Below are 18,504 nucleotides of genomic sequence, written 5' to 3'. Positions count from 1 at the left end.
TTTTGCCGGCGCGGGGCGTGCTTCCGACACCTCCTGCCCCCCGCAAAAATCGGTCAGTGGTCCTGTCTGTCCGCCGGCTCCCTCTTTTCGATTCCCATCAGGCGCGCCAGCGCAGGCACTGCTGGCGCACCGCTTCATGCAGCGATTTTTCCTCGGCCACCACGCTGCGCAGCCACGTGGCGTCGTTGTTCTGCGCACGGGCGATCGTGCCGATTTCGGTGAGCGCGCGCGTCGAGCCGAGCACTTCGCCGTGCGGGGCGATCCGGTCCAGCGTTTCGAGGATGTCTTCGGAAATCGTGCGGCGCTCGCCCGTTTGCGGATTCACGCAGGTGCCGGCGAGGCCGAAGCGGCACGCCTGGAATCGGTTGAACGTGTACACGAGGTAGTCGTCCTCGAGCGGCGCGATCGGTCGATCGGTGAGCAGATGGCGCGCGAGCGTCTGGATGTAGCAGGCGATCGCGGCGGCGCGCTCCACCGAAAGCGGCGTGTCCATCACGCGCACCTCGATCGTACCGAAGCCGGGTTTCGGGCGGATGTCCCAGTAGAAGTCTTTCATGCTGTTGACAACGCCCGTGTGCACCATCTTCGAGAAGTACTCCTTGAACTCCTCCCAGCTCAGCACGAACGGCGCGCGGCCCGACAGCGGAAACGCGAACACGGAATTCAGTCGTGCCGAATGAAATCCGGTGTCCACCCCCTGGACATAGGGCGACGACGCCGAGAGCGCGATGAAATGCGGGATGAAGCGCGAAAGCGAGTGCAGCAGGAAGAGCGCGCTGTCCGCATCCGGGCAGCCGATATGCACGTGCTGGCCGAACACCGTGAACTGCTTCGCCAGGTAGCCGTACAGTTCGGACAGATACTGAAAGCGCGGCGTATCGACGATGCGCCGGTCGCTCCATTGCTGGAACGCGTGGGTACCGCCGCCGCACAGGCCGACGTTGAGACGATCGGCCGCGGCGACAAGCGTGTCGCGAATCTTGCGCAGATCGGCCACAGCCTGCTCGTGATTCGTGCAGATGCCGGTGGAGAGTTCGATCATGCTTTCGGTGATTTCGGGCGTGATGTTGCCCGGAATCTCCTGATCTTTGACGAGGCGCATGAGGTCGCTCCCCGCCTTGGTCAGATCGTAGTCGTGCGTGTTGACGATCTGCATTTCGAGTTCGACGCCGAACGTAAACGGCTTCGAATCGACAAACGTTTCAAGTGACATGGCGTTTCCTGTCGGGGCGTCGCGCGCAAGCCGCCGGCCGCGCGCGCCGCGAGATTCATTTTTCGCCGCGTTCGCCGACGAGCGCGAGCGCGCGATAGACCACCCAGGGTCCGAAGAGCTGCAGCACGACGATCGAGCAAAGAATGATCGCGCGCAGGCGCGGATCGAACGTCGGATAGAGCTCGTAGGTGTCCTCGACGAGCAGCAGCGCGAGTGCCGACATCGGCGTCAAGGCAAGGCCGAGCGCCACACCCTGCTTCCAGTGCAGCCCGCTCGGCTTCGCGAACATCAGCACGCCGACGAGCTTGGCCGCGACACGGGCGACGATCAGCCCCGCCGCCGCCGCGCCGCCCACGAGAATGTCGTGCCACTCGAAGGCGGTGAGCGTGAGCACGAACAGAATCACCGTGAGCAGCCATCCGGCCGTGCCGAAATGCTGCGGCCACAGCTGCGGACGCGGCTCCAGATTCTTCACGATGATGCCCGCGGCAAGCAGGCTCAGGATCGTCGAGAGCTTGAGCAGGTGCGCAATGGCGATCGCCAGCAGCACGAGGCCGAAGAGCGCGACGAACGAGTGCTCGTCCTGCGGGCTCAGCCGACGGTAAAACAGCGTGCAAGCACGGGCGAGCACGAACGCGAGAATCAGCGAGCCGATCAGCAGATAAAGCGGCTGCAGGATCGTCGCGAACACGTTGCCGTACATCTCCTGATGCAGCCAGGTCGAGGCGAGCTTTTCCACGATCACCGCATACATGCTGTTGAGCGCCGTGAGCGTGAGCAGGCGCTGCGTGACCTGGCCTTCTGCGCGCAGCTCAGTCTTGAGCTGGATCACCATGGCAGGCGACGTCGCCATGGCGATCGCCGACACGACGAGCGCGATCATCGTCGGCACGGAAAGGAACAGCAGCACCGCGAGCACGAGCACGAAGGTGAGCGAGGACTCGGCAAGGCTCGACAGGATGAGCCAGGGATTGCGGCGGATCCAGCGCAGGTCGAGACGGCTGCCCAGTTCGAACAGCAGCAGGCCGAGCGCGACGTCGAGCAACGGCCGCGCGGCCGTGCCGACATCGGCGTCGATCACGCCGAACCCGGCCGATCCGGCAATGAGCCCGATCACCCCATAGCCCGAGATCCGCGGCAAGCGCCACGCCCGATAACAAAGCTCGCCGCACAAACCGGCGGCGAGCAGCGCGAGCCCGGCCCAGAAAATTCCGTCGAGCTGCAACGGCCAGGCGGGAAAAAACGAAAACGCCGACTTCATCGTGGTGGCTTCTCCTTGGCAACGACATCTTGCGTGGGATCGAATCCGGCTGTCCGACGTTGGATCGACATACGACCGGCTAACAGGCAAGCCGCGTGCCGCACGAGGCGAACGACACCTCTACTCCCCGTCCGTTGTCGGCTTGCTCTGCGCCTGGCGCTGCGCCAATCGATGCAGCCGGCCGGCCCGACGATATGACGATTGGGCGAGCTGGCGCGAATACGCGCTTCCTGCGGCGAGTGCGGACGAACCGTGCGGCAAAACGCTGCGACAAAGCAGCCGGCACATGGTGGTGCGGCGAACAGCCGGTACGGGCGCTTGCGTGTGGTGTGGCTGCGCCCGCGTTGGATGAACGAACGCTGCCGTCTACCCTGAGCACTCAGATTCAGGATGAGGGGCAACCGTTCCTTGGATGCGTCGACCGTCTGCTGCGGCATTTGACGCGGAAAGAACGGCGATTGTGCCATAGCTTTTTTGCAATTGCCCCACCGCATCGAAAGCATCGACAAAGACGGTAATAGCGTCCTCATTGTGCGCTTTTGGCGACGTATGCGGAAAAAATGACCGCCTGGCCGGGCGGCTTTCGTCTGGTTTTTCAAGCCCGGGCTGGATCGTCCTTGCCGACACCGACGGCGCTAGCTTGGGGTTTACTGTTTACCGTATGTATACGTAGTAGAAGTTAACAAGGGCCTGGATTTCCTGTGGATAACCGGGGTTTACTGATAGGAATCCGGGAGTTGGCGTTCGCACAACCGCGCGCAAAGCATGTGCGGTCGATGCGCACTTCGAAGAGTAACTTTTGGGCCTGGAACGGGGCGTGCTGAGTTACCCCGTTTACGTCCACACCGCTTCCACACTCGATTCGCTGGCAACTCGCGCGGTTATCCACAGATTGGCGTGGATAACCTGGGCGGCGCTTTCCCGCGATCAAAGACTGCGCTGGCGCAAGGCGCGCTGGAGGAAGCGCGCCGGATCCAGCTGGTCCGCAAGTTCCCGCTCCAGCGGCCAGGGCTCGCCTTCCAGCTGGGACGCGATCAGCTCCGCCCCCAGTCCCGCCCAAACGAGCCCGCGCGAGCCAAACGCGTACGCGCCGTAGAGGCCGCTTGCGCGCGGCAGGTCGAGGGGCCATGCGCCGGCCAGACGCGGGGCGTCGCGGCGGGCGGCGTCTTCGTCGGCGAGCGGGCCGAGCATCGGCATGCGGTCGCTGGTGACGCAGCGGAACGCCACGCGGCCCGCGAAATCGCGCTCGCCCTCGCGCTGGGCCGCGGCAAGCCCGGGAAGCATGTGCGCGACACGTTCGATGTTCTCGGTATGGCCGGCGGCGCGCAGCGCGTCGTCGGCGTCGTCGACTTCGTAGGTGGCGCCCGCGAGCGTAACGCCGCCGTCGAGCGGCACCGCATAGCCCTCGCCGATCACGGGTACGCGCAGGTTCGCGAGCGGGCTGGGATCGACGAGCGTGAGCTGGCCGCGCACGATGCGGGTGGGCGCATGCGCGAGCGCGGCGGCGCGCGAGGCGTCCTGGGCGTTGGCGAAGATCACCGCGGCTGCCTGGGCGACGAGCCGTCCGGCGTCGTCGAACACCTGCCATTCACCGGATTCCTGTTCGCCGGCACGTGCGATGTGACCGATACGCACACCGAAACGTGTCTCGACCTGCGCGCTGGGCAGCGCGGCGGCGAAGGCGCATTGGGCGCGGCAGAGCGTTGCCGGGTCGATTGCGCCGCCCTGCGGATAGAACCACCCGCCCTGATTGAGCGCGACGCCGGCCAGCGCCTGGGCTTGCTCGCGCGTGACGGCGCGCACGAATTCTTCGGGATAGCCGAACGATTCCAGCGCGGCGGCGACGGCGCGCGATTCGTCGTCAGTGGCGAGATGGAGCAAGCCGGCGTGCGAGCGCCTGGGCGCGTGGCCGGCGGCTTCGAGCGCGGCCCAGCGTTGCAGCGCGTAGAGAAACCCGGCGCGCGTGATGCGCGACGCGCTGCTGTCGTCACGCGAAATCAGCGGATGAAACACGCCGGCTGGATTGCCCGATGCCTCGAGCGCGGGCGCGGCGTTGCGTTCGACGAGCGTCACACGCCAGCCGCGCACGGCCAGCCGCTCGACGAGCGCGCAGCCGGCGAGTCCCGCTCCCACGACGACGGCGTGCCGCTCGCGCAGCGCAAGCGGCAGCGGCGGCTCGTAGCGGCGCACGCGCCAGCGCGGCGCGAAGCGTCCGACCAGCATCGCCCACTTGCCGTTGAAGCCTTCCACCTTGCGGAATTCGAAGCCGTTTTGCTCCAGCGCGCGCTTGACGTCGCCCGAACTGCTCCAGGTCGCGAAGGTGGCGTCCTCGCCGGCGATGCGCGCGAGCGCCTTGAAAACGACCGGCGACCAGAGGTCGGGATTCTTCGCCGGAGCGAAGCCGTCGAGGTAGATCGCATCGGCGCGCATCCACATTTTGGGAAATACCTCGAGTGCATCGCCGAAAGCGAGCGTGAGCGTGACGCGTCCGCCCTCGAATTCGAGGCGATGGGTGCCCGGCACGAGCATCGGCCAGGCGTTCACGAGTTCGTGCGCGAGCGGCGCTTCGCGTGCGTGTGCAACGACTGCGTCGAGCGCACTTTTCAGGTCGTTGCGCGCGAACGGATGCTTTTCCACCGAAACGAAATGCAGGCGTTCGCAGCGCGCCGGGTCGTCGCGCCATGCCGACCACGTGGCGAGAAAGTTCACGCCCATGCCGAAGCCGGTTTCGACCACGGTGAAGATCCGCCTGTCTTGCCAGCGCTGCGGCAGCGCGTTGCCTTTCAGAAAGACGGCCTGAGCCTGTGCGAATGCGCCGGCAGTGCTGTGATAAACGTCGCCATAGATGGGCGAAAACGGCGTGCCGTCTTCCCGGAAGGCGAGCGTGGCGGGTGTCAGGGTGGCGGTCATGAGGAACGCGAAGCCAGAGGTGAGGAGAAAACGGACAAGCAGCGCGGCTGGAAAAAGCGTGTGACGAAGGCGGATCGCGTTGCCGCAAACGCTTGCCGGGCCGGCGTTTGCGCGCATGCTGCGTTGGCGCGGCGCAACGCGTGCGGCGGGAAAAACGTCACAGGCGGGGGGATTTGCGGTGGTGGACACCCCAAAAAGGTCTACAAGCTCCAAAAAACCCGCATTTCCCGCGCGAAATCTTCGAAACCCTTGTCGTTATTGGGTTTGCGCTGCGCTATCATAGCAAGCGCCGCCCAGGGAAGCGGCAGCACGGACGTTGCGGCATCAGACACACGCTAGTCGCCGCAACGCGAAAACGCCGGGGTGCTCCGGGTCCGTCGCTGCTCGACGGCGCGGCACGCGTCCGTATAATCGGCGCGTTCGCGCTGTTCGTGTCAACCTAAACACAGAAAGGAACTTCTCAATGAATAAACAGGAACTGATCGACGCCGTCGCAGCACAGACGGGCGCTAGCAAGGCACAAACCGGCGAGACGCTGGACACGCTCCTCGAAGTGGTCAAGAAGGCTGTGTCGAAAGGTGATGCGGTTCAGCTGATCGGCTTCGGCAGCTTCGGTTCGGGCAAGCGCGCAGCCCGTACGGGCCGTAACCCGAAGACCGGCGAAACCATCAAGATTCCCGCTGCCAAGACCGTCAAGTTCACGGCTGGCAAGGCGTTCAAGGACGCCGTCAACAAGCGCTAAGGCATTGCCGCTTTAAGTTGACACCCGCCCCTGGCGGGTTTTTTTTCGCCTGCGAGGTGCATGCATCGCTGGCGAAAAAGCAAACGGCGCCGCATTTTTGCGGCGCCGTTGTTCGTTGAGCGCGTCGTTCCGGTCAGGCGGGACGGTGGACGATCTCGTCGTGATCGCCGTGATCATGATCGTGATCGTGATCGTCGTCGTCGAGCTCCCACGACGGGAACGGGTCGGCGTAGCCCAGCCACGCTTCGGGTCCTGCCGCGTATTCCGCATCGTTGAGAAGGCATGCATCGAGCTTCGCGCGCCACGCGTCGCGCTCGAGATCGATGCCGATCATCACCAACTCCTGGCGGCGGTCGCCGACGCTCGGGTCGTCGAGATCGCCTTGCCAGTCGGCGGCGATTTCCTTTTCGAGTTCGGCGTCCTGCGGCCATTCCTCGCGCGGCAGCGCCGCCCACCACGTGCCCGCGGGACCGTGACGACACACGCCGCCCGCCTGCGAGAGCGTGCCCGTCACGTCGTTGCGCGTGGCGAGCCAGAAGAAACCCTTCGAGCGCAGCACACCCTTCCATTCCTGGTTGAGCAGCGCCCAGAAGCGCTCGGGATGAAACGGGCGGCGTGCGCGATACACGAAGTTGCTGATGCCGTATTCATCGGCTTCGCTGCGCGGCGTATGCGCCGGATCGTGGCAATGCGCCGGGTCTTCGCAATGGTCATGCTCGTGCAGCGAGGCGAGCCAGCCCGGCGCGCTCGATGCCGCATCGAAATCGAAGCGGCCGGTGTTGATCACCTCCTCGAGCGGCACGTTGCCGAAGCGGCTCACCACCTGCACCGCGCGCGGATTGATGCGCGCGAGAATGTGCTGCAGGCGTGCGAGTTCGTCGTCGCTTACGAGGTCGGCCTTGTTGAGCACGAGCACGTCGCAGAACTCCACCTGATCGACGAGCAGTTCGACGATCGCGCGGTCGTCTTCCTCGCTCGCTGCCACGCCGCGCTGCGCGAGCAGGTCGGCGCTCGCGTAGTCGCGCAGGAAGTTGAATGCGTCGACGACGGTGACCATCGTGTCGAGACGCGCGAATTCATCGAGCGCGATACCGTCGTCGCCGGCGAACGTGAAGGTTTCCGCGATCGGCATGGGCTCGGCCACGCCGGTCGATTCGATCACGATGGCGTCGAAGCGCTGGCCGGCGCGAGCCGGATCGGCGAGGCGCTGGATCTCGGTGAGCAGGTCGTCGCGCAGCGTGCAGCAAATGCAGCCGTTCGACAATTCGACCACGCGCTCTTCCACGCGCGAGAGTGCCGAGGCGTCACGCACGAGCGCGGCGTCGATGTTCACCGAGGCGAGGTCGTTGACGATCACCGCCACGCGCAGGCCTGCGCGGTTCGACAGGATATGGTTGAGCAGCGTGGTCTTGCCCGCGCCCAGAAAACCCGAGAGCACGGTGACGGGCAGTGGCGGCTGGTTCATCGCAGTTTGGTGCAGAAAGTGAGTCGGGAGGCGCGCCGCGCGAAAGGATCGAAATCCTCGTAAGGGTGCGGCGTCAGCCAGCATTTTGCACCATGCGCGCGCGCCACGCAGGGCACGCGTGCCGCCGCATTCAGGGCGCGAGCATGCTGTGAGCGCTCAGCATGCGCTCAAGCGCGCTATTGCATGAGATGCCACTTGCGTAGAATGTCGGCGATCTGCTGCGCGTAGAGGTCGCGCAGCGTCGGCGTTTCGGAATGGTAAGCGCCGACGGCAGCCCACGTGTTGCCGTACTTGTTCATCTTCTGGCGCAGATGCCACGCGGCGATATAGACGTTCTTGCACGGCTCCATGAGCGTGCTTTGCGAAATGCCGTACTGCGAGAGCACGGGCAGATGCACCGAATTGATCTGCATGACGCCGTAGTCGATCGAACCGTTCGCATTCCTGTGTACTGCGTCGGGACGGTTGTGCGACTCCTGCCAGGCAATGGCGCGCAGGATCAGCGGATTGACCTTCTGGTAGCGCGCGGCCTCGTCGAAACAATCCGCGTGCGCGAGCGTGCTGACGCTCGCGGTGACGAGCACCACGGCGGCGGCAAGCGTAGCGGACCAGACGTTAGGCATGGCGACTCGCGCGGAAACTGACAAAAGGGCAAGCAAAAGACAAGCAAAAGGACAAGCCCGGAGACGAACGGCACAGCCTGCAGAATGACGCAATCTCTCGCGAGCCGGTCTGATTTCTGGCGCGCAATGCGGGAATTCCCACATAAAGACAGGGGGAAACGCGCGTTGGCCATCCTTCGGGCCGCTCGTATGATACCGGTCACTGATGACGCGTCAAGCTGGCTGCTCAGACAAGGCGCAGCGCTTCGAGCCAATTGAAGTCCACGCGCTCTCGCTCGCGAGGCATGCATGCTTACAAACAGCTTGGGATTACCGGCTGGCGCGGCTCGGCGATTAGAAGAATTCCCCGGAGAGCCATTTTTTGTGACAAATTCGACACGAAAAACTGCTACTGTTTCATCTTTTGTTGACTGACGGACGTCCGGGCCGAGGAGAGCCGGCGTCGGCACTAGTCAGGAAAGCACAGGCGAATCGGCCCCACAGCCGTACGTCGAGGACGAATAGCCGCGCGCGTCTGCCGCTGGCTTCGATAAGACACCCATGAGAAGAAATCGTATGGCTTTGCGTCGCGTCGCCACGGCGCTGCTCGTGAGCGGACTGATTACGGCACAGCTTGCCTATGCGCAGGTCACGCTCAATTTTGTCAACGCCGACATCGATCAGGTGGCGAAGGCAATTGGCGCCGCCACCGGCAAAACGATCATCGTCGATCCCCGCGTGAAGGGGCAGCTCAATCTCGTCTCCGAAAACCCCGTACCTGAAGACCAGGCGCTCAAGACCCTGCAGTCGGCGCTGCGCATGCAAGGCTTCGCGCTCGTGCAGGATCACGGCGTCCTGAAGGTCGTGCCGGAAGCCGACGCCAAGCTGCAGGGCGTGCCGACCTACGTGGGCAACGCGCCGACCGCGCGTGGCGACCAGGTGGTAACCCAGGTGTTCACACTCAGACACGAGTCGGCGAACAACCTGCTGCCGGTGCTGCGCCCGCTGATCTCGCCGAACAACACCATCGCCGCCTACCCGGCCAACAACACGCTCATCGTGACCGATTATGCGGACAACGTGCGCCGCATCGCCTCGATCATCGCGGGTGTGGACTCGGCCGCCGGCCAGCAGGTGCAGGTGGTACCACTGCACAACGCCAATGCGCTCGACATCGCGCCGCAAATCGCGAAGATGCTCGACCCGGGCGCGATCGGCGCCTCGGACCCGTCGCTGAAGGTTTCGGTCATCGCCGACCCGCGCACCAATTCGCTGATGCTGCGCGCCTCGAATGCGCAACGCCTGGCCTCGGCGGTCCAGCTCTCGAAGCAGCTCGACGCGCCGACCAGCATGCCGGGCAACATTCACGTCGTGCCGCTGCGCAATGCCGACGCCACGCAGCTCGCCAAGACGCTGCGCGGCATGCTCGGCAAGGGCGGCAACGATACGTCGTCGTCCGGCAATGCGAACGGCTTCAACCAGGCAGGCAACAGCGGCGGCGGCGGCGGCATGTCGACCGGCACCTCCGGCACGCCGCCGCTGCCGTCGAGCTCGCTCAGCGGCGGTACGTCGTCGGGCAGTTCGCTGGGCGGAGGCAGTTCGTATGGCAGCGGCGGTGGCGGCAGCAACGAAGCCCCGTTCCTCGGCGGCGACAAGGACAAGGGCGACGAGAACCAGCCGGGCGGCATGATCCAGGCCGACGCGGCGACCAACTCGCTGATCATCACGGCGCCGGACGCGGTGTACCGCAACCTGCGCGCCGTGATCAACCAGCTCGATGCGCGGCGCGCGCAGGTCTATATCGAGGCGCTGATCGTCGAACTGAACTCGACCACCAACGCCAACCTGGGCATTCAGTGGCAGGTGGCGAATGGCAATTTGTACGCCGGCACCAATCTTTCCACCGGCAGCGGCAACAGCATCATCAACCTGACGGCCGCTGCGGCCGCCGACGCCAGCACCGGCGGCCTTGCAAGCGCGCTCGGGGCTTCCGGCCTCCAGCAGGGCTTGAACGTGGGCTGGATCAAGAACATCTTCGGTGTGCGGGGTCTCGGCGCCTTGCTGCAGGCGCTCTCGCAAACCGCCGACGCCAACGTGCTGTCCACGCCTAACCTCATTACGCTCGACAACCAGGAAGCGAAGATCGTCGTCGGTACGAACGTGCCGATCCAGACGGGGTCGTATTCGAACCTCACGAGCGGCACGGCGAGCACGGCGTTCAACACCTACGATCGTGTGGACGTGGGCCTGACGCTGCACATCAAGCCGCAGATCACCGACGGCGGCATCCTGAAGCTGCAGCTGTACACGGAAGACTCGGCGATCGTGACGGGCACGACCAACGCGACGACCAATCCCGCCGGCCCCGAATTCACCAAGCGTTCGATCCAGTCCACGGTGCTGGCCGACAACGGCGAGATCATAGTGCTCGGTGGCCTGATGCAGGACAACTACCAGGTCGCCAACAGCAAGGTGCCGCTGCTCGGCGACATTCCGTGGATCGGCCAGCTGTTCCGCTCGGAAAACAAGACCCGCGAGAAGACCAACCTGATGGTGTTCCTGCGTCCGGTGATCATCAACGACCGCGACACGGCGCAGGCGGTCACGTCGAATCGCTACGACTATATCCAGGGCGTGACGGGCGCATACAAGTCCGACAACAACCTGATCAAGGATCGCGACGACCCGGTCGTGCCGCCGATGCCGGTCGGCCCGAGCCAGGGCGGCTCCGCGCTGAACCTGTTCGACCTCGACCAGATGCGGCGTCAACAGGCGCTGGGCGTGCAGCCCGCGGCGCCCGCGAATCCGGCAAGCGCCGTGCAAATGCAGCCCGCCGCACCCGTGCAAACGGCGCCGGTCGAAACCACGCCGGTGCAACAGGCGGCGCCTGCCACCACGCGGGTGCAGCCGTGAGCACGCCGCACGCGCCTGCGGCCAACGGCGGAGCGGACCGCGAGCCGCCCTCGCCGCTTGCCGCGCGCCTCGTGCCGTACGGCTTTGCGCGCAGCGGCCAGATTCTGGTCGCCCAGCAGCGCGCCGAAGGCCTCGAAGTGTGGATCAGCGAGCGCACCTCGCAGGCCGCCATCGCCGAGGTCGCGCGCAACTTCGGCGCGTTCGCGCTCGTGCGCGTACCGGCCGACGAACTCGCGCAGGCCATCAACCAGGCGTACGCGCGCCAGGACGGCAGCGCCGCGCAGGTGGTGGGCGAAGTGGAAGGCGAAGTCGATCTCTCGCGCCTCATGCAGGACATTCCCGAAGTGGAAGACCTGCTCGAGTCCGAAGACGACGCGCCGATCATCCGCATGATCAACGCGCTCCTCACGCAGGCCGCGCGCGAGCAGGCATCGGACATTCATATCGAGCCGTTCGAGAATGCATCGGTCGTGCGCTTTCGCGTGGACGGCACGCTGCGCGATGTCGTGCGCCCGAAGAAGGCGCTGCATGGCGCGCTGATCTCGCGTATCAAGATCATGGCGCAGCTCGACATCGCCGAGAAACGCCTGCCGCAGGACGGCCGCATCACGCTGCGCGTGGGCGGGCGTCCGGTGGACGTGCGCGTGTCCACGCTGCCCACGGGCCACGGCGAGCGCGCGGTGCTGCGTCTGCTGGAAAAAGACGCGCAGCGCCTGAACCTCGAAGCGCTCGGCATGGCCGGCGACACGCTCGGCAAGTTCGACCAGCTGATCGCGAAGCCGCACGGCATCGTGCTCGTGACCGGCCCGACGGGCTCGGGCAAGACGACCACGCTCTACGCCTCGATGTCGCGGCTCGAAACGGCTACGACCAACATCATGACCGTGGAAGACCCGATCGAGTACGACCTTTCGGGCATCGGACAAACCCAGGTGAACGAGCGCATCGGCATGACGTTTGCGCGCGCGTTGCGCTCGATCCTGCGTCAGGATCCGGACATCATCATGATCGGTGAAATCCGCGACCTCGAAACCGCGCAGATCGCCGTGCAGGCGTCGCTTACGGGCCACCTCGTGCTCGCCACGCTCCATACCAACGACGCCGCCTCGGCGGTGACGCGACTGACCGACATGGGCGTCGAGCCGTATCTGCTCGCGTCGTCCCTGCTCGGCGTGCTCGCGCAGCGACTCGTGCGCCAGCTCTGCCCCGTGTGCAAGGAAGAACGCGTGGAAGACGACGGCAGAAAGCGCTGGCATCCGGTGGGATGCGACCGCTGCGGCCATTCGGGCTACGCGGGACGGCGCGGCGTGTACGAACTGCTGCTCATCGACGAGCCGATTCGCGCCCTCATCCACCGCAATGCCGCCGATGCGGAGATCTTCGCGGCCGGCCGCGCGCAAGGCATGCGCACGCTGCGTGAAGACGGCGAGCGTTGGGTCGAAGCGGGCAGGACCTCGCTCGAGGAAGTGCTGCGCGTGACGGGCGGCGCGTAATGCGCCGCACGACGGGCCGCACGATGAACCACCAGATGGACGCTCAATAAAAGCGAGGGCGATCAGCAACATGCCGGCATTTCGCTTCGAAGCCATCGATGCCACGGGCAAAGCGCAAAAAGGCGTGCTCGACGCGGACAGTGCACGCGGCGCGCGTGCGCTGCTGCGCGGCCAGGGCCTCACGCCGCTCGTGGTCGAACCCGCCGCGAGCCGCACCCGCGGCGCGCGCCAGCAACGGCTCGCGCTCGGGCGCAAGCTCTCGCAGCGCGAGCAGGCGATCCTCACGCGCCAGCTCGCGAGCCTGCTGGTGGCGGGACTGCCGCTCGGCGAGGCGCTTGCGGTGCTCACCGAGCAGTCCGAGCGCGACTACATCCGCGAACTGATGGCGGCCATTCGCGCCGAGGTGCTCGGCGGCCATTCGCTCGCCAGCGCCCTCGAGCAGCACCCGCGCGACTTCCCGGACATCTACCGTGCGCTCGTGGCCGCGGGCGAGCATACCGGCAAGCTCGGCATCGTGCTGTCGCGCCTGGCCGACTACATCGAGCAGCGCAACGCGCTCAAGCAGAAGATCGTGCTCGCCTTCACGTACCCGACGATCGTCACGATCATCGCGTTCGGCATCGTCACGTTCCTGCTCAGCTACGTGGTGCCGCAGGTGGTGAACGTGTTTGCGAGCACGAAGCAGCAACTGCCCTTGCTCACCATCGTGATGATGGCGCTCTCGGGCTTCGTGCGGCAGTGGTGGTGGGCGGTGCTGATCGCCGTGGCCGTGGTCGCGTGGATCGTGCGCTCTACCTTGCGCCGGCCCGGCCCGCGTCTCGCATTCGACCGCTGGATGCTCACCGCGCCGCTCGCGGGCAAGCTCGTGCGCGGCTACAACACGGTGCGCTTTGCGAGCACGCTCGGCATTCTGAGCGCGGCGGGCGTGCCGATCCTGCGCGCGCTGCAGGCGGCCGGCGAAACGCTCTCGAACAAGGCGATGCGCACGAACATCGACGAAGCCATCGTGCGGGTGCGCGAAGGCACGTCGCTGTCTCGGGCGCTTGGCAACACGAAGACGTTTCCGCCCGTGCTCGTGCACCTGATCCGCTCGGGCGAGGCGACCGGCGATGTAACGACCATGCTCGACCGCGCGGCCGAAGGCGAGGCGCGCGAACTCGAGCGGCGCACGATGTTCCTCACGAGCCTGCTGGAGCCGCTCCTGATCCTCGCGATGGGGGGCGTGGTGCTCGTGATCGTGCTCGCGGTGATGCTGCCGATCATCGAGCTGAACAACCTCGTGCAGTAAGGCGTACGAACCACACGAAGTCGCGTGAAGGCAGGCGCGCCGAACTCAGCGCACGTAGATGGTGGGACCGGCTGCGTTGGGCGGCAGGAAGATTTCGGAGTGCACGCCGTGGCGGTCGATGAGGATCGAGCGGGGGCGCACTTCGAAGAGTTTGGAGTTCTGGTCGATCGGGCCGCCGAGCGAAATGGCCCGCGGGGGTTCGCCGCCCACGCTGACGATGGCCGCTGCGCCCTGCGCGAGCGAGAGGATGCCGAACAGGTGAATGTCCTGCACCGGGTTGCGCTCGAGTCTGCCGCCGAACAGCGTGCCGGCCTGATCGAGCGAAACCGGCACCCGGGCGGCGGCGGCCTGCACCGGCGCCGCGCGGTTGGTGGCGAGGGTGATCGTCCACCACGTGGCCGTGGCGCAGAACACCGCAAACGCGGCGAGGGAAAGAAGGCGGATTTGCAGTGGGCTCATGCGCTCATTGTACGAAGGTTTATGAAATTTTTGATGTACGCGTTTGCCATGCCCGCAAGGCGTCGGAAAGGCGTCATCGTGTGACATTACAATGACCCGTCATGCGTGCGAGGACACGGCCGATACAAGCGGCGGGTCCGATCGCAGGCGGGACGAAGCGCGGCGCACAGGCGTGCACCGCAACCATATCTAGCGAGGGAGGAAAGAACTCATGTCCATGTGGGCCAAACGCCGTGCCGAAATCGAAGTCACGCGCGCGCGCCGCCAACGCGGCTTCACGCTCATCGAAATCATGGTCGTGATCGCGATTCTCGGCATTCTGGCCGCGTTGATCGTGCCGAAGATCATGAGCCGTCCGGATGAAGCGCGCCGCGTCGCCGCGCGCCAGGACATCGGCACGATCATGCAGGCGATGAAGCTCTATCGCCTCGACAACGGCCGCTATCCGACCCAGGACCAGGGGCTGCAGGCGCTGGTGCAAAAGCCGACCACCGAGCCCGTGCCGAACAACTGGAAGGACGGCGGCTATCTGGAGCGTCTGCCCAACGACCCGTGGGGCAACGCGTACCAATACCTGAACCCGGGCGTGCACGGCGAGATCGACGTATTCAGCTACGGCGCCGATGGCAAACCCGGCGGCGAGGGCAACGACGCCGACGTCGGGTCCTGGCAGTAAGTCGTCCGCCACGGCGTAGCCATGCAACCGAGCCGCCTCGTCCCTTGCCGGGACCGCCGATCGACACGCACCGCGCGCAATTCGCGCGCGGGCATGCGTTCGCGCGCGGCGGGCTTCACGCTGCTCGAAATGCTCGTGGTGCTGCTGATCGCGGGGATTCTCATCTCGCTCGCTTCGCTCACGCTCACGCGCAATCCGCGCACCGACCTGAACGAAGAAGCGCAGCGGCTCGCGCTCCTGTTCGAATCGGCCGGCGACGAGGCACAGGTGCGTGCCCGGCCCATTGCATGGCAGCCGCTCGCGGGCGGGTTTCGCTTCGACGTCCATACCGAGGACGGCTGGCGTCCGCTGCGCGACGATCTGCTCGGCCCGCGCAACTGGGAAGGCGGCGTGACCGGCGTGGCGATCACCTACCCCGGCAGCGACGACACGCAGGCCAACCGGCTCATTTTCGGCACGGAAGCCGTGGACGTGCCGGTGCAGGTCACGCTCTTTTCGGCAGCCGGCCAGGCGACGATCGTCGGCACCGGCACTGGCCGCTTCGAGGTGCGCTGAGATGCGGCGCTCGATGCATGGGGGAAAGCGCGGCCACGGTGCCCGCGTGAATCGTCCGGCTCGCCCGCTGCGCGAGCGCGGTTTCACGATGATCGAGGTATTGGTTGCGCTCGCAATCATCGCGATTGCGCTGGCCGCGTCGTTGCGCGCTGTGGGCAGTCTCGCCGCGAGCGAGGCTGATCTGCACGACCGCCTGCTCGCGGGCTGGAGTGCGGACAACACGCTTGCGCAGCTGCGTCTCGCGCACGCGTGGCCGGACCTTGGCGAGAGCAGCTTCGACTGCTCGCAGGGCAATCTGCGGCTGACCTGCACGCAGCAGGTCGCGACGACGCCCAACCCCGTCTTCCGGCGCGTGGAGGTGTCGGTGACGACGCCCGGCCGTTCCGGCAATCTCGCGCAACTCGTCACGGTGCTCGCCAATGAGACGAACCGCTCGTTGTGACCGCGCGCGCGTCGCCGCGTCAGCGCGCGGCTTCACGCTGATCGAGCTGCTCGTGGCGATCGCCATCATGGCCGTGGTCGCGATCCTCTCGTGGCGCGGCCTCGACGAAATCGTGCGCGGGCGCGAAACCATCACGCGCTCGATGGCTGAGGAACGCGTGTTCGCGCAGATGTTCGACCAGATGCGCATCGACTTGCGCGCAGCGACCTCCGATGACGAAGCGGGCGGCGTCGCGATCTCGCTCGACGGCGGCGCGCTGCAGGTCGTGCGCGCGTTCGCGGTGCCGCCGGGCGCCGCGCCGCGAATGCAAGTGGTGCGTTACCGCGTGTCGGGCGGCCAGGTGGTGCGCTATGCGTCGCCCCCGCTTGCCAATCTCGGCGAGCTGCGGCGCGCGCTGCGCGGCGGCGAAGGCGACAACTGGGGCGCGTTGCCGATGATGAGCGGCGTGGACGTCATCAACGCGCGCCTGTACGTGCCGAAGACAGGCTGGACGGCGAACATGCAGGACGTGCGCTCGCAGGTGAGCGGCTACAACAACGATCTCAAGGTGCCGCAGCTCGGCAACGCCCCGTTGCCGCGCGCGGTGACGGGCGTGCAGGTGAGCGTGGGTTCGCATTCGCTCGAGCGGCCGGTGACCCGCGTATTCATGGTGGGGGAATGACGTTGCGTACACAACGAACCTCCACTCGGCGAACCGGACGATTCAGCCGCTCTATGCGCGCACGGCGCGGCGCGGCCATCATCAGCGCGCTGCTCGTCGTGGCGCTGTCGGCGATCCTCGTCGCGGGCATGTTGTGGCGCCAGCAGGTGCAGCTGCGCCGCATCGAGAATCAGCGTCTGCTCGCGCAGGCGCAATGGATCGCGCGCGCCTCGCTCGACTGGACGCGCCTCGTGCTGCGCTCCGAAGCGGATACGTCGGCGGGCATCACGTATCTGGGCGGCGCGTGGGGCGTGCCGCTCGCGAGGACGCGCCTGTCCGACTTTCTCGGGCAGATCGGCGAGGCGCGCGCGCAACAGGGCACGGACACCTGGCTCTCGGGCTCGATCGAAGACGCTCAGTCGCGCTTCAATCTGCGCGATCTCGTGGCGTCCAACGCGCCGGGCTCGCTGCAGCTGAACCTGACCGAAATCGAAGCGTTCGCGCGCCTGCTGCAGATTCTCGGCATCGACCAGCAACTCGCCAAGAACACCGCGGTGTACCTGCGCTCGGGCCTCTCCTACTCCGCAACGCGCTTCCAGACGCAAACCGCCACGACGAGCGGCACCTCGCAAACCGAGGTGCTCGCCGGCGGCGGCTCGACTGGCGGCGGCAACTACACCGACAACCCGGGCCTCTCTGACAGCGACAACAACAGCGGCGTCGCGCCGCTCCTGATGACGAGCGTCGATTCGCTGCTCGACGTGCCCGGCTTCACGCCCGACGCCGTTGCGCGGCTGCGCCCGTTCGTGACGATCCTGCCCACCGTGACGCCCGTGAACATGAACACGGCGAGCGCCGAGGTGATCGCCTCCGTCGTAACGGGCATGAGCCTGTCGAATGCGCAGGCCCTCGTCGCGCGTCGCCAGAGCGTGTTTTTCCGCAACGTGAGCGACGTGCAGCTCGCGCTCGAAGGCGTAGGCGTAAAGCAGGCCTCGATCGACACGACGCAGATCGACGTCAACACGAGTTATTTTCTCGTCCATGGGCGCGTGCAGCACGAGCGCGCCGAGGTGGACCGCACGACGCTAGTCTGGCGCGACCCGCTCACTCATACGACGCGCATCGTGCGCGTTCGCGACGAACCATGAATCCGTCCCCGACCAACATCGAAAAGAGGTGCGTTTGAGCACGCTGATCGTCCTCATGCCGCCCCGCGACCCGGCGGTCCACTCGCAGGAATGGCAGCTGCCGGAACTGCCGTTCGTGCTGCTCGACAAGGCGGGCAACACGCAACGCGCGGGCCGTTCGGCGCTCGGGCTGCTGCCGAAGGCCTCGGCCACCATCCTGATGATCGCCGCGCGCGACCTGCTCACGCTCGCCGCTACGGTGCCCCCGCTCAAGGGGCCGCGGTTGCGTCAGGCGCTGCCGAACGTGGTCGAGGATCATCTGATCCAGGATGCGCAGACCTGCCATCTGGCACTCGATCCCAAGCGCCTGGCCGACGGCCGCCAGGTGGTGGCGGCCATCGATCGCGGCTGGTTCCGCTTTCTGCTGGAAGGCTTCACCGCCGCGGGGCACCGCAATCTGCGCGCCGTGCCGGTGGCGCGCTGCCTGCCGGCCGCGCAGGCGGTGGAAGCGGTTCAGGAGGTTCGGGTGACTGAGCCGGCCGAGCCCGCCGAGCCGGGGGCAGCGCCCGGCGCCGCGGCTCCCGGGACTCCCGCGACGCCCGCGCCCGAACCCGTGACCGCATGCGTGCTAGGCCATGTCGTCGCGACTGCACCCATGCTGCTGCCCGGCGTCGCGCGGTCGAGCCGCCACGGCTGCGAGGCGAACTCGAACTGGCAG

At 66.2% G+C, this 18,504-nt stretch carries 16 protein-coding genes; 10 read left to right on the top strand and 6 right to left on the bottom strand.

The features are described from left to right. Positions 1-97 precede the first annotated feature (97 nt). The 3 genes from AB4Y43_RS04770 to mnmC all read right to left on the bottom strand — a co-directional run bounded on the left by AB4Y43_RS04770 (position 98) and on the right by mnmC (position 5,384). Positions 98-1,213, bottom strand: a complete 1,116-nt coding sequence (locus AB4Y43_RS04770; protein ID WP_069264494.1) for a YbdK family carboxylate-amine ligase — start codon at positions 1,211-1,213, stop codon at positions 98-100. Positions 1,214-1,268: 55 nt separating this feature from the next. Further along, positions 1,269-2,474 carry a cation:proton antiporter gene (locus AB4Y43_RS04765; RefSeq protein ID WP_069264496.1) on the bottom strand — a complete coding sequence of 402 codons (1,206 nt, stop codon included), beginning with the start codon at positions 2,472-2,474 and terminating at the stop codon, positions 1,269-1,271. A 927-nt stretch (positions 2,475-3,401) separates the two neighbouring features. Next, the gene (mnmC, locus tag AB4Y43_RS04760) at positions 3,402-5,384 is read right to left on the bottom strand and encodes a bifunctional tRNA (5-methylaminomethyl-2-thiouridine)(34)-methyltransferase MnmD/FAD-dependent 5-carboxymethylaminomethyl-2-thiouridine(34) oxidoreductase MnmC (RefSeq protein WP_368727138.1); all 1,983 of its coding nucleotides are present in this window, start codon (positions 5,382-5,384) and stop codon (positions 3,402-3,404) included. 463 nt (positions 5,385-5,847) lie between these two features. Between mnmC and AB4Y43_RS04755 the strand changes: the two genes are divergently transcribed. After that, positions 5,848-6,126 carry an HU family DNA-binding protein gene (locus AB4Y43_RS04755; RefSeq protein ID WP_027815965.1) on the top strand — a complete coding sequence of 93 codons (279 nt, stop codon included), beginning with the start codon at positions 5,848-5,850 and terminating at the stop codon, positions 6,124-6,126. Between the two features lie 133 nt (positions 6,127-6,259). On the opposite strand, the gene AB4Y43_RS04750 is transcribed toward AB4Y43_RS04755, so the two are convergent. Together AB4Y43_RS04750 and AB4Y43_RS04745 are read right to left on the bottom strand one after the other, a co-directional pair. After that, on the bottom strand, positions 6,260-7,591 hold the full coding sequence (locus tag AB4Y43_RS04750; RefSeq protein WP_368727137.1) for a GTP-binding protein: 1,332 nt from the start codon (positions 7,589-7,591) through the stop codon (positions 6,260-6,262). Positions 7,592-7,767: 176 nt separating this feature from the next. Continuing rightward, complete coding sequence (locus tag AB4Y43_RS04745) at positions 7,768-8,214, bottom strand: lytic transglycosylase domain-containing protein (protein WP_069264500.1); 447 nt, start codon at positions 8,212-8,214, stop codon at positions 7,768-7,770. A gap of 555 nt (positions 8,215-8,769) precedes the next feature. On the opposite strand from AB4Y43_RS04745, the gene gspD reads away from it, so the two are divergent. The 3 genes from gspD to gspF all read left to right on the top strand — a co-directional run bounded on the left by gspD (position 8,770) and on the right by gspF (position 13,887). Continuing rightward, a complete protein-coding gene (gene gspD / locus AB4Y43_RS04740) occupies positions 8,770-11,106 on the top strand; it encodes a type II secretion system secretin GspD (protein ID WP_368727136.1) in 2,337 nt (778 codons plus the stop codon). Next, positions 11,103-12,599 (top strand): type II secretion system ATPase GspE, encoded by a 1,497-nt coding sequence (gene gspE, locus AB4Y43_RS04735; protein WP_368603739.1) that lies wholly within the window; start codon positions 11,103-11,105, stop codon positions 12,597-12,599. The genes gspD and gspE overlap by 4 nt, the downstream gene beginning before the upstream one ends. A 70-nt stretch (positions 12,600-12,669) precedes the next feature. Continuing rightward, the gene (gene gspF, locus AB4Y43_RS04730) at positions 12,670-13,887 is read left to right on the top strand and encodes a type II secretion system inner membrane protein GspF (protein WP_028203270.1); all 1,218 of its coding nucleotides are present in this window, start codon (positions 12,670-12,672) and stop codon (positions 13,885-13,887) included. A 45-nt stretch (positions 13,888-13,932) separates the two neighbouring features. On the opposite strand, the gene AB4Y43_RS04725 is transcribed toward gspF, so the two are convergent. Continuing rightward, complete coding sequence (locus AB4Y43_RS04725; RefSeq protein ID WP_342949153.1) at positions 13,933-14,346, bottom strand: hypothetical protein; 414 nt, start codon at positions 14,344-14,346, stop codon at positions 13,933-13,935. A 211-nt stretch (positions 14,347-14,557) separates the two neighbouring features. Here AB4Y43_RS04725 and gspG point away from each other — a divergent pair, with 211 nt between their 5' ends. The 6 genes from gspG to gspL all read left to right on the top strand — a co-directional run. Then, the gene (gspG, locus tag AB4Y43_RS04720) at positions 14,558-15,022 is read left to right on the top strand and encodes a type II secretion system major pseudopilin GspG (RefSeq protein ID WP_069264508.1); all 465 of its coding nucleotides are present in this window, start codon (positions 14,558-14,560) and stop codon (positions 15,020-15,022) included. A 21-nt stretch (positions 15,023-15,043) separates the two neighbouring features. Beyond that, a complete protein-coding gene (locus AB4Y43_RS04715) occupies positions 15,044-15,577 on the top strand; it encodes a GspH/FimT family pseudopilin (RefSeq protein WP_083245239.1) in 534 nt (177 codons plus the stop codon). A 13-nt stretch (positions 15,578-15,590) separates the two neighbouring features. Continuing rightward, positions 15,591-16,019 (top strand): type II secretion system minor pseudopilin GspI, encoded by a 429-nt coding sequence (gene gspI / locus AB4Y43_RS04710; protein WP_342949250.1) that lies wholly within the window; start codon positions 15,591-15,593, stop codon positions 16,017-16,019. Next, positions 15,997-16,680, top strand: coding sequence for a type II secretion system protein J (locus tag AB4Y43_RS04705; RefSeq protein WP_368727135.1), 684 nt, complete (start codon positions 15,997-15,999; stop codon positions 16,678-16,680). The genes gspI and AB4Y43_RS04705 overlap by 23 nt, the downstream gene beginning before the upstream one ends. 53 nt (positions 16,681-16,733) lie before the next feature. Beyond that, on the top strand, positions 16,734-17,807 hold the full coding sequence (gene gspK, locus AB4Y43_RS04700) for a type II secretion system minor pseudopilin GspK (RefSeq protein ID WP_368727134.1): 1,074 nt from the start codon (positions 16,734-16,736) through the stop codon (positions 17,805-17,807). 34 nt (positions 17,808-17,841) lie between these two features. Continuing rightward, on the top strand, positions 17,842-18,504 hold a 663-nt coding region (gene gspL, locus AB4Y43_RS04695), incomplete at its 3' end, for a type II secretion system protein GspL (RefSeq protein WP_368727195.1).

This window comes from Paraburkholderia sp. BR10872 (assembly GCF_040965835.1).
Lineage (GTDB): Bacteria > Pseudomonadota > Gammaproteobacteria > Burkholderiales > Burkholderiaceae > Paraburkholderia > Paraburkholderia nodosa_A.
Note: the sequence above shows the minus strand (reverse complement) of the source record. Positions and strands in the feature narration are given on the sequence as shown.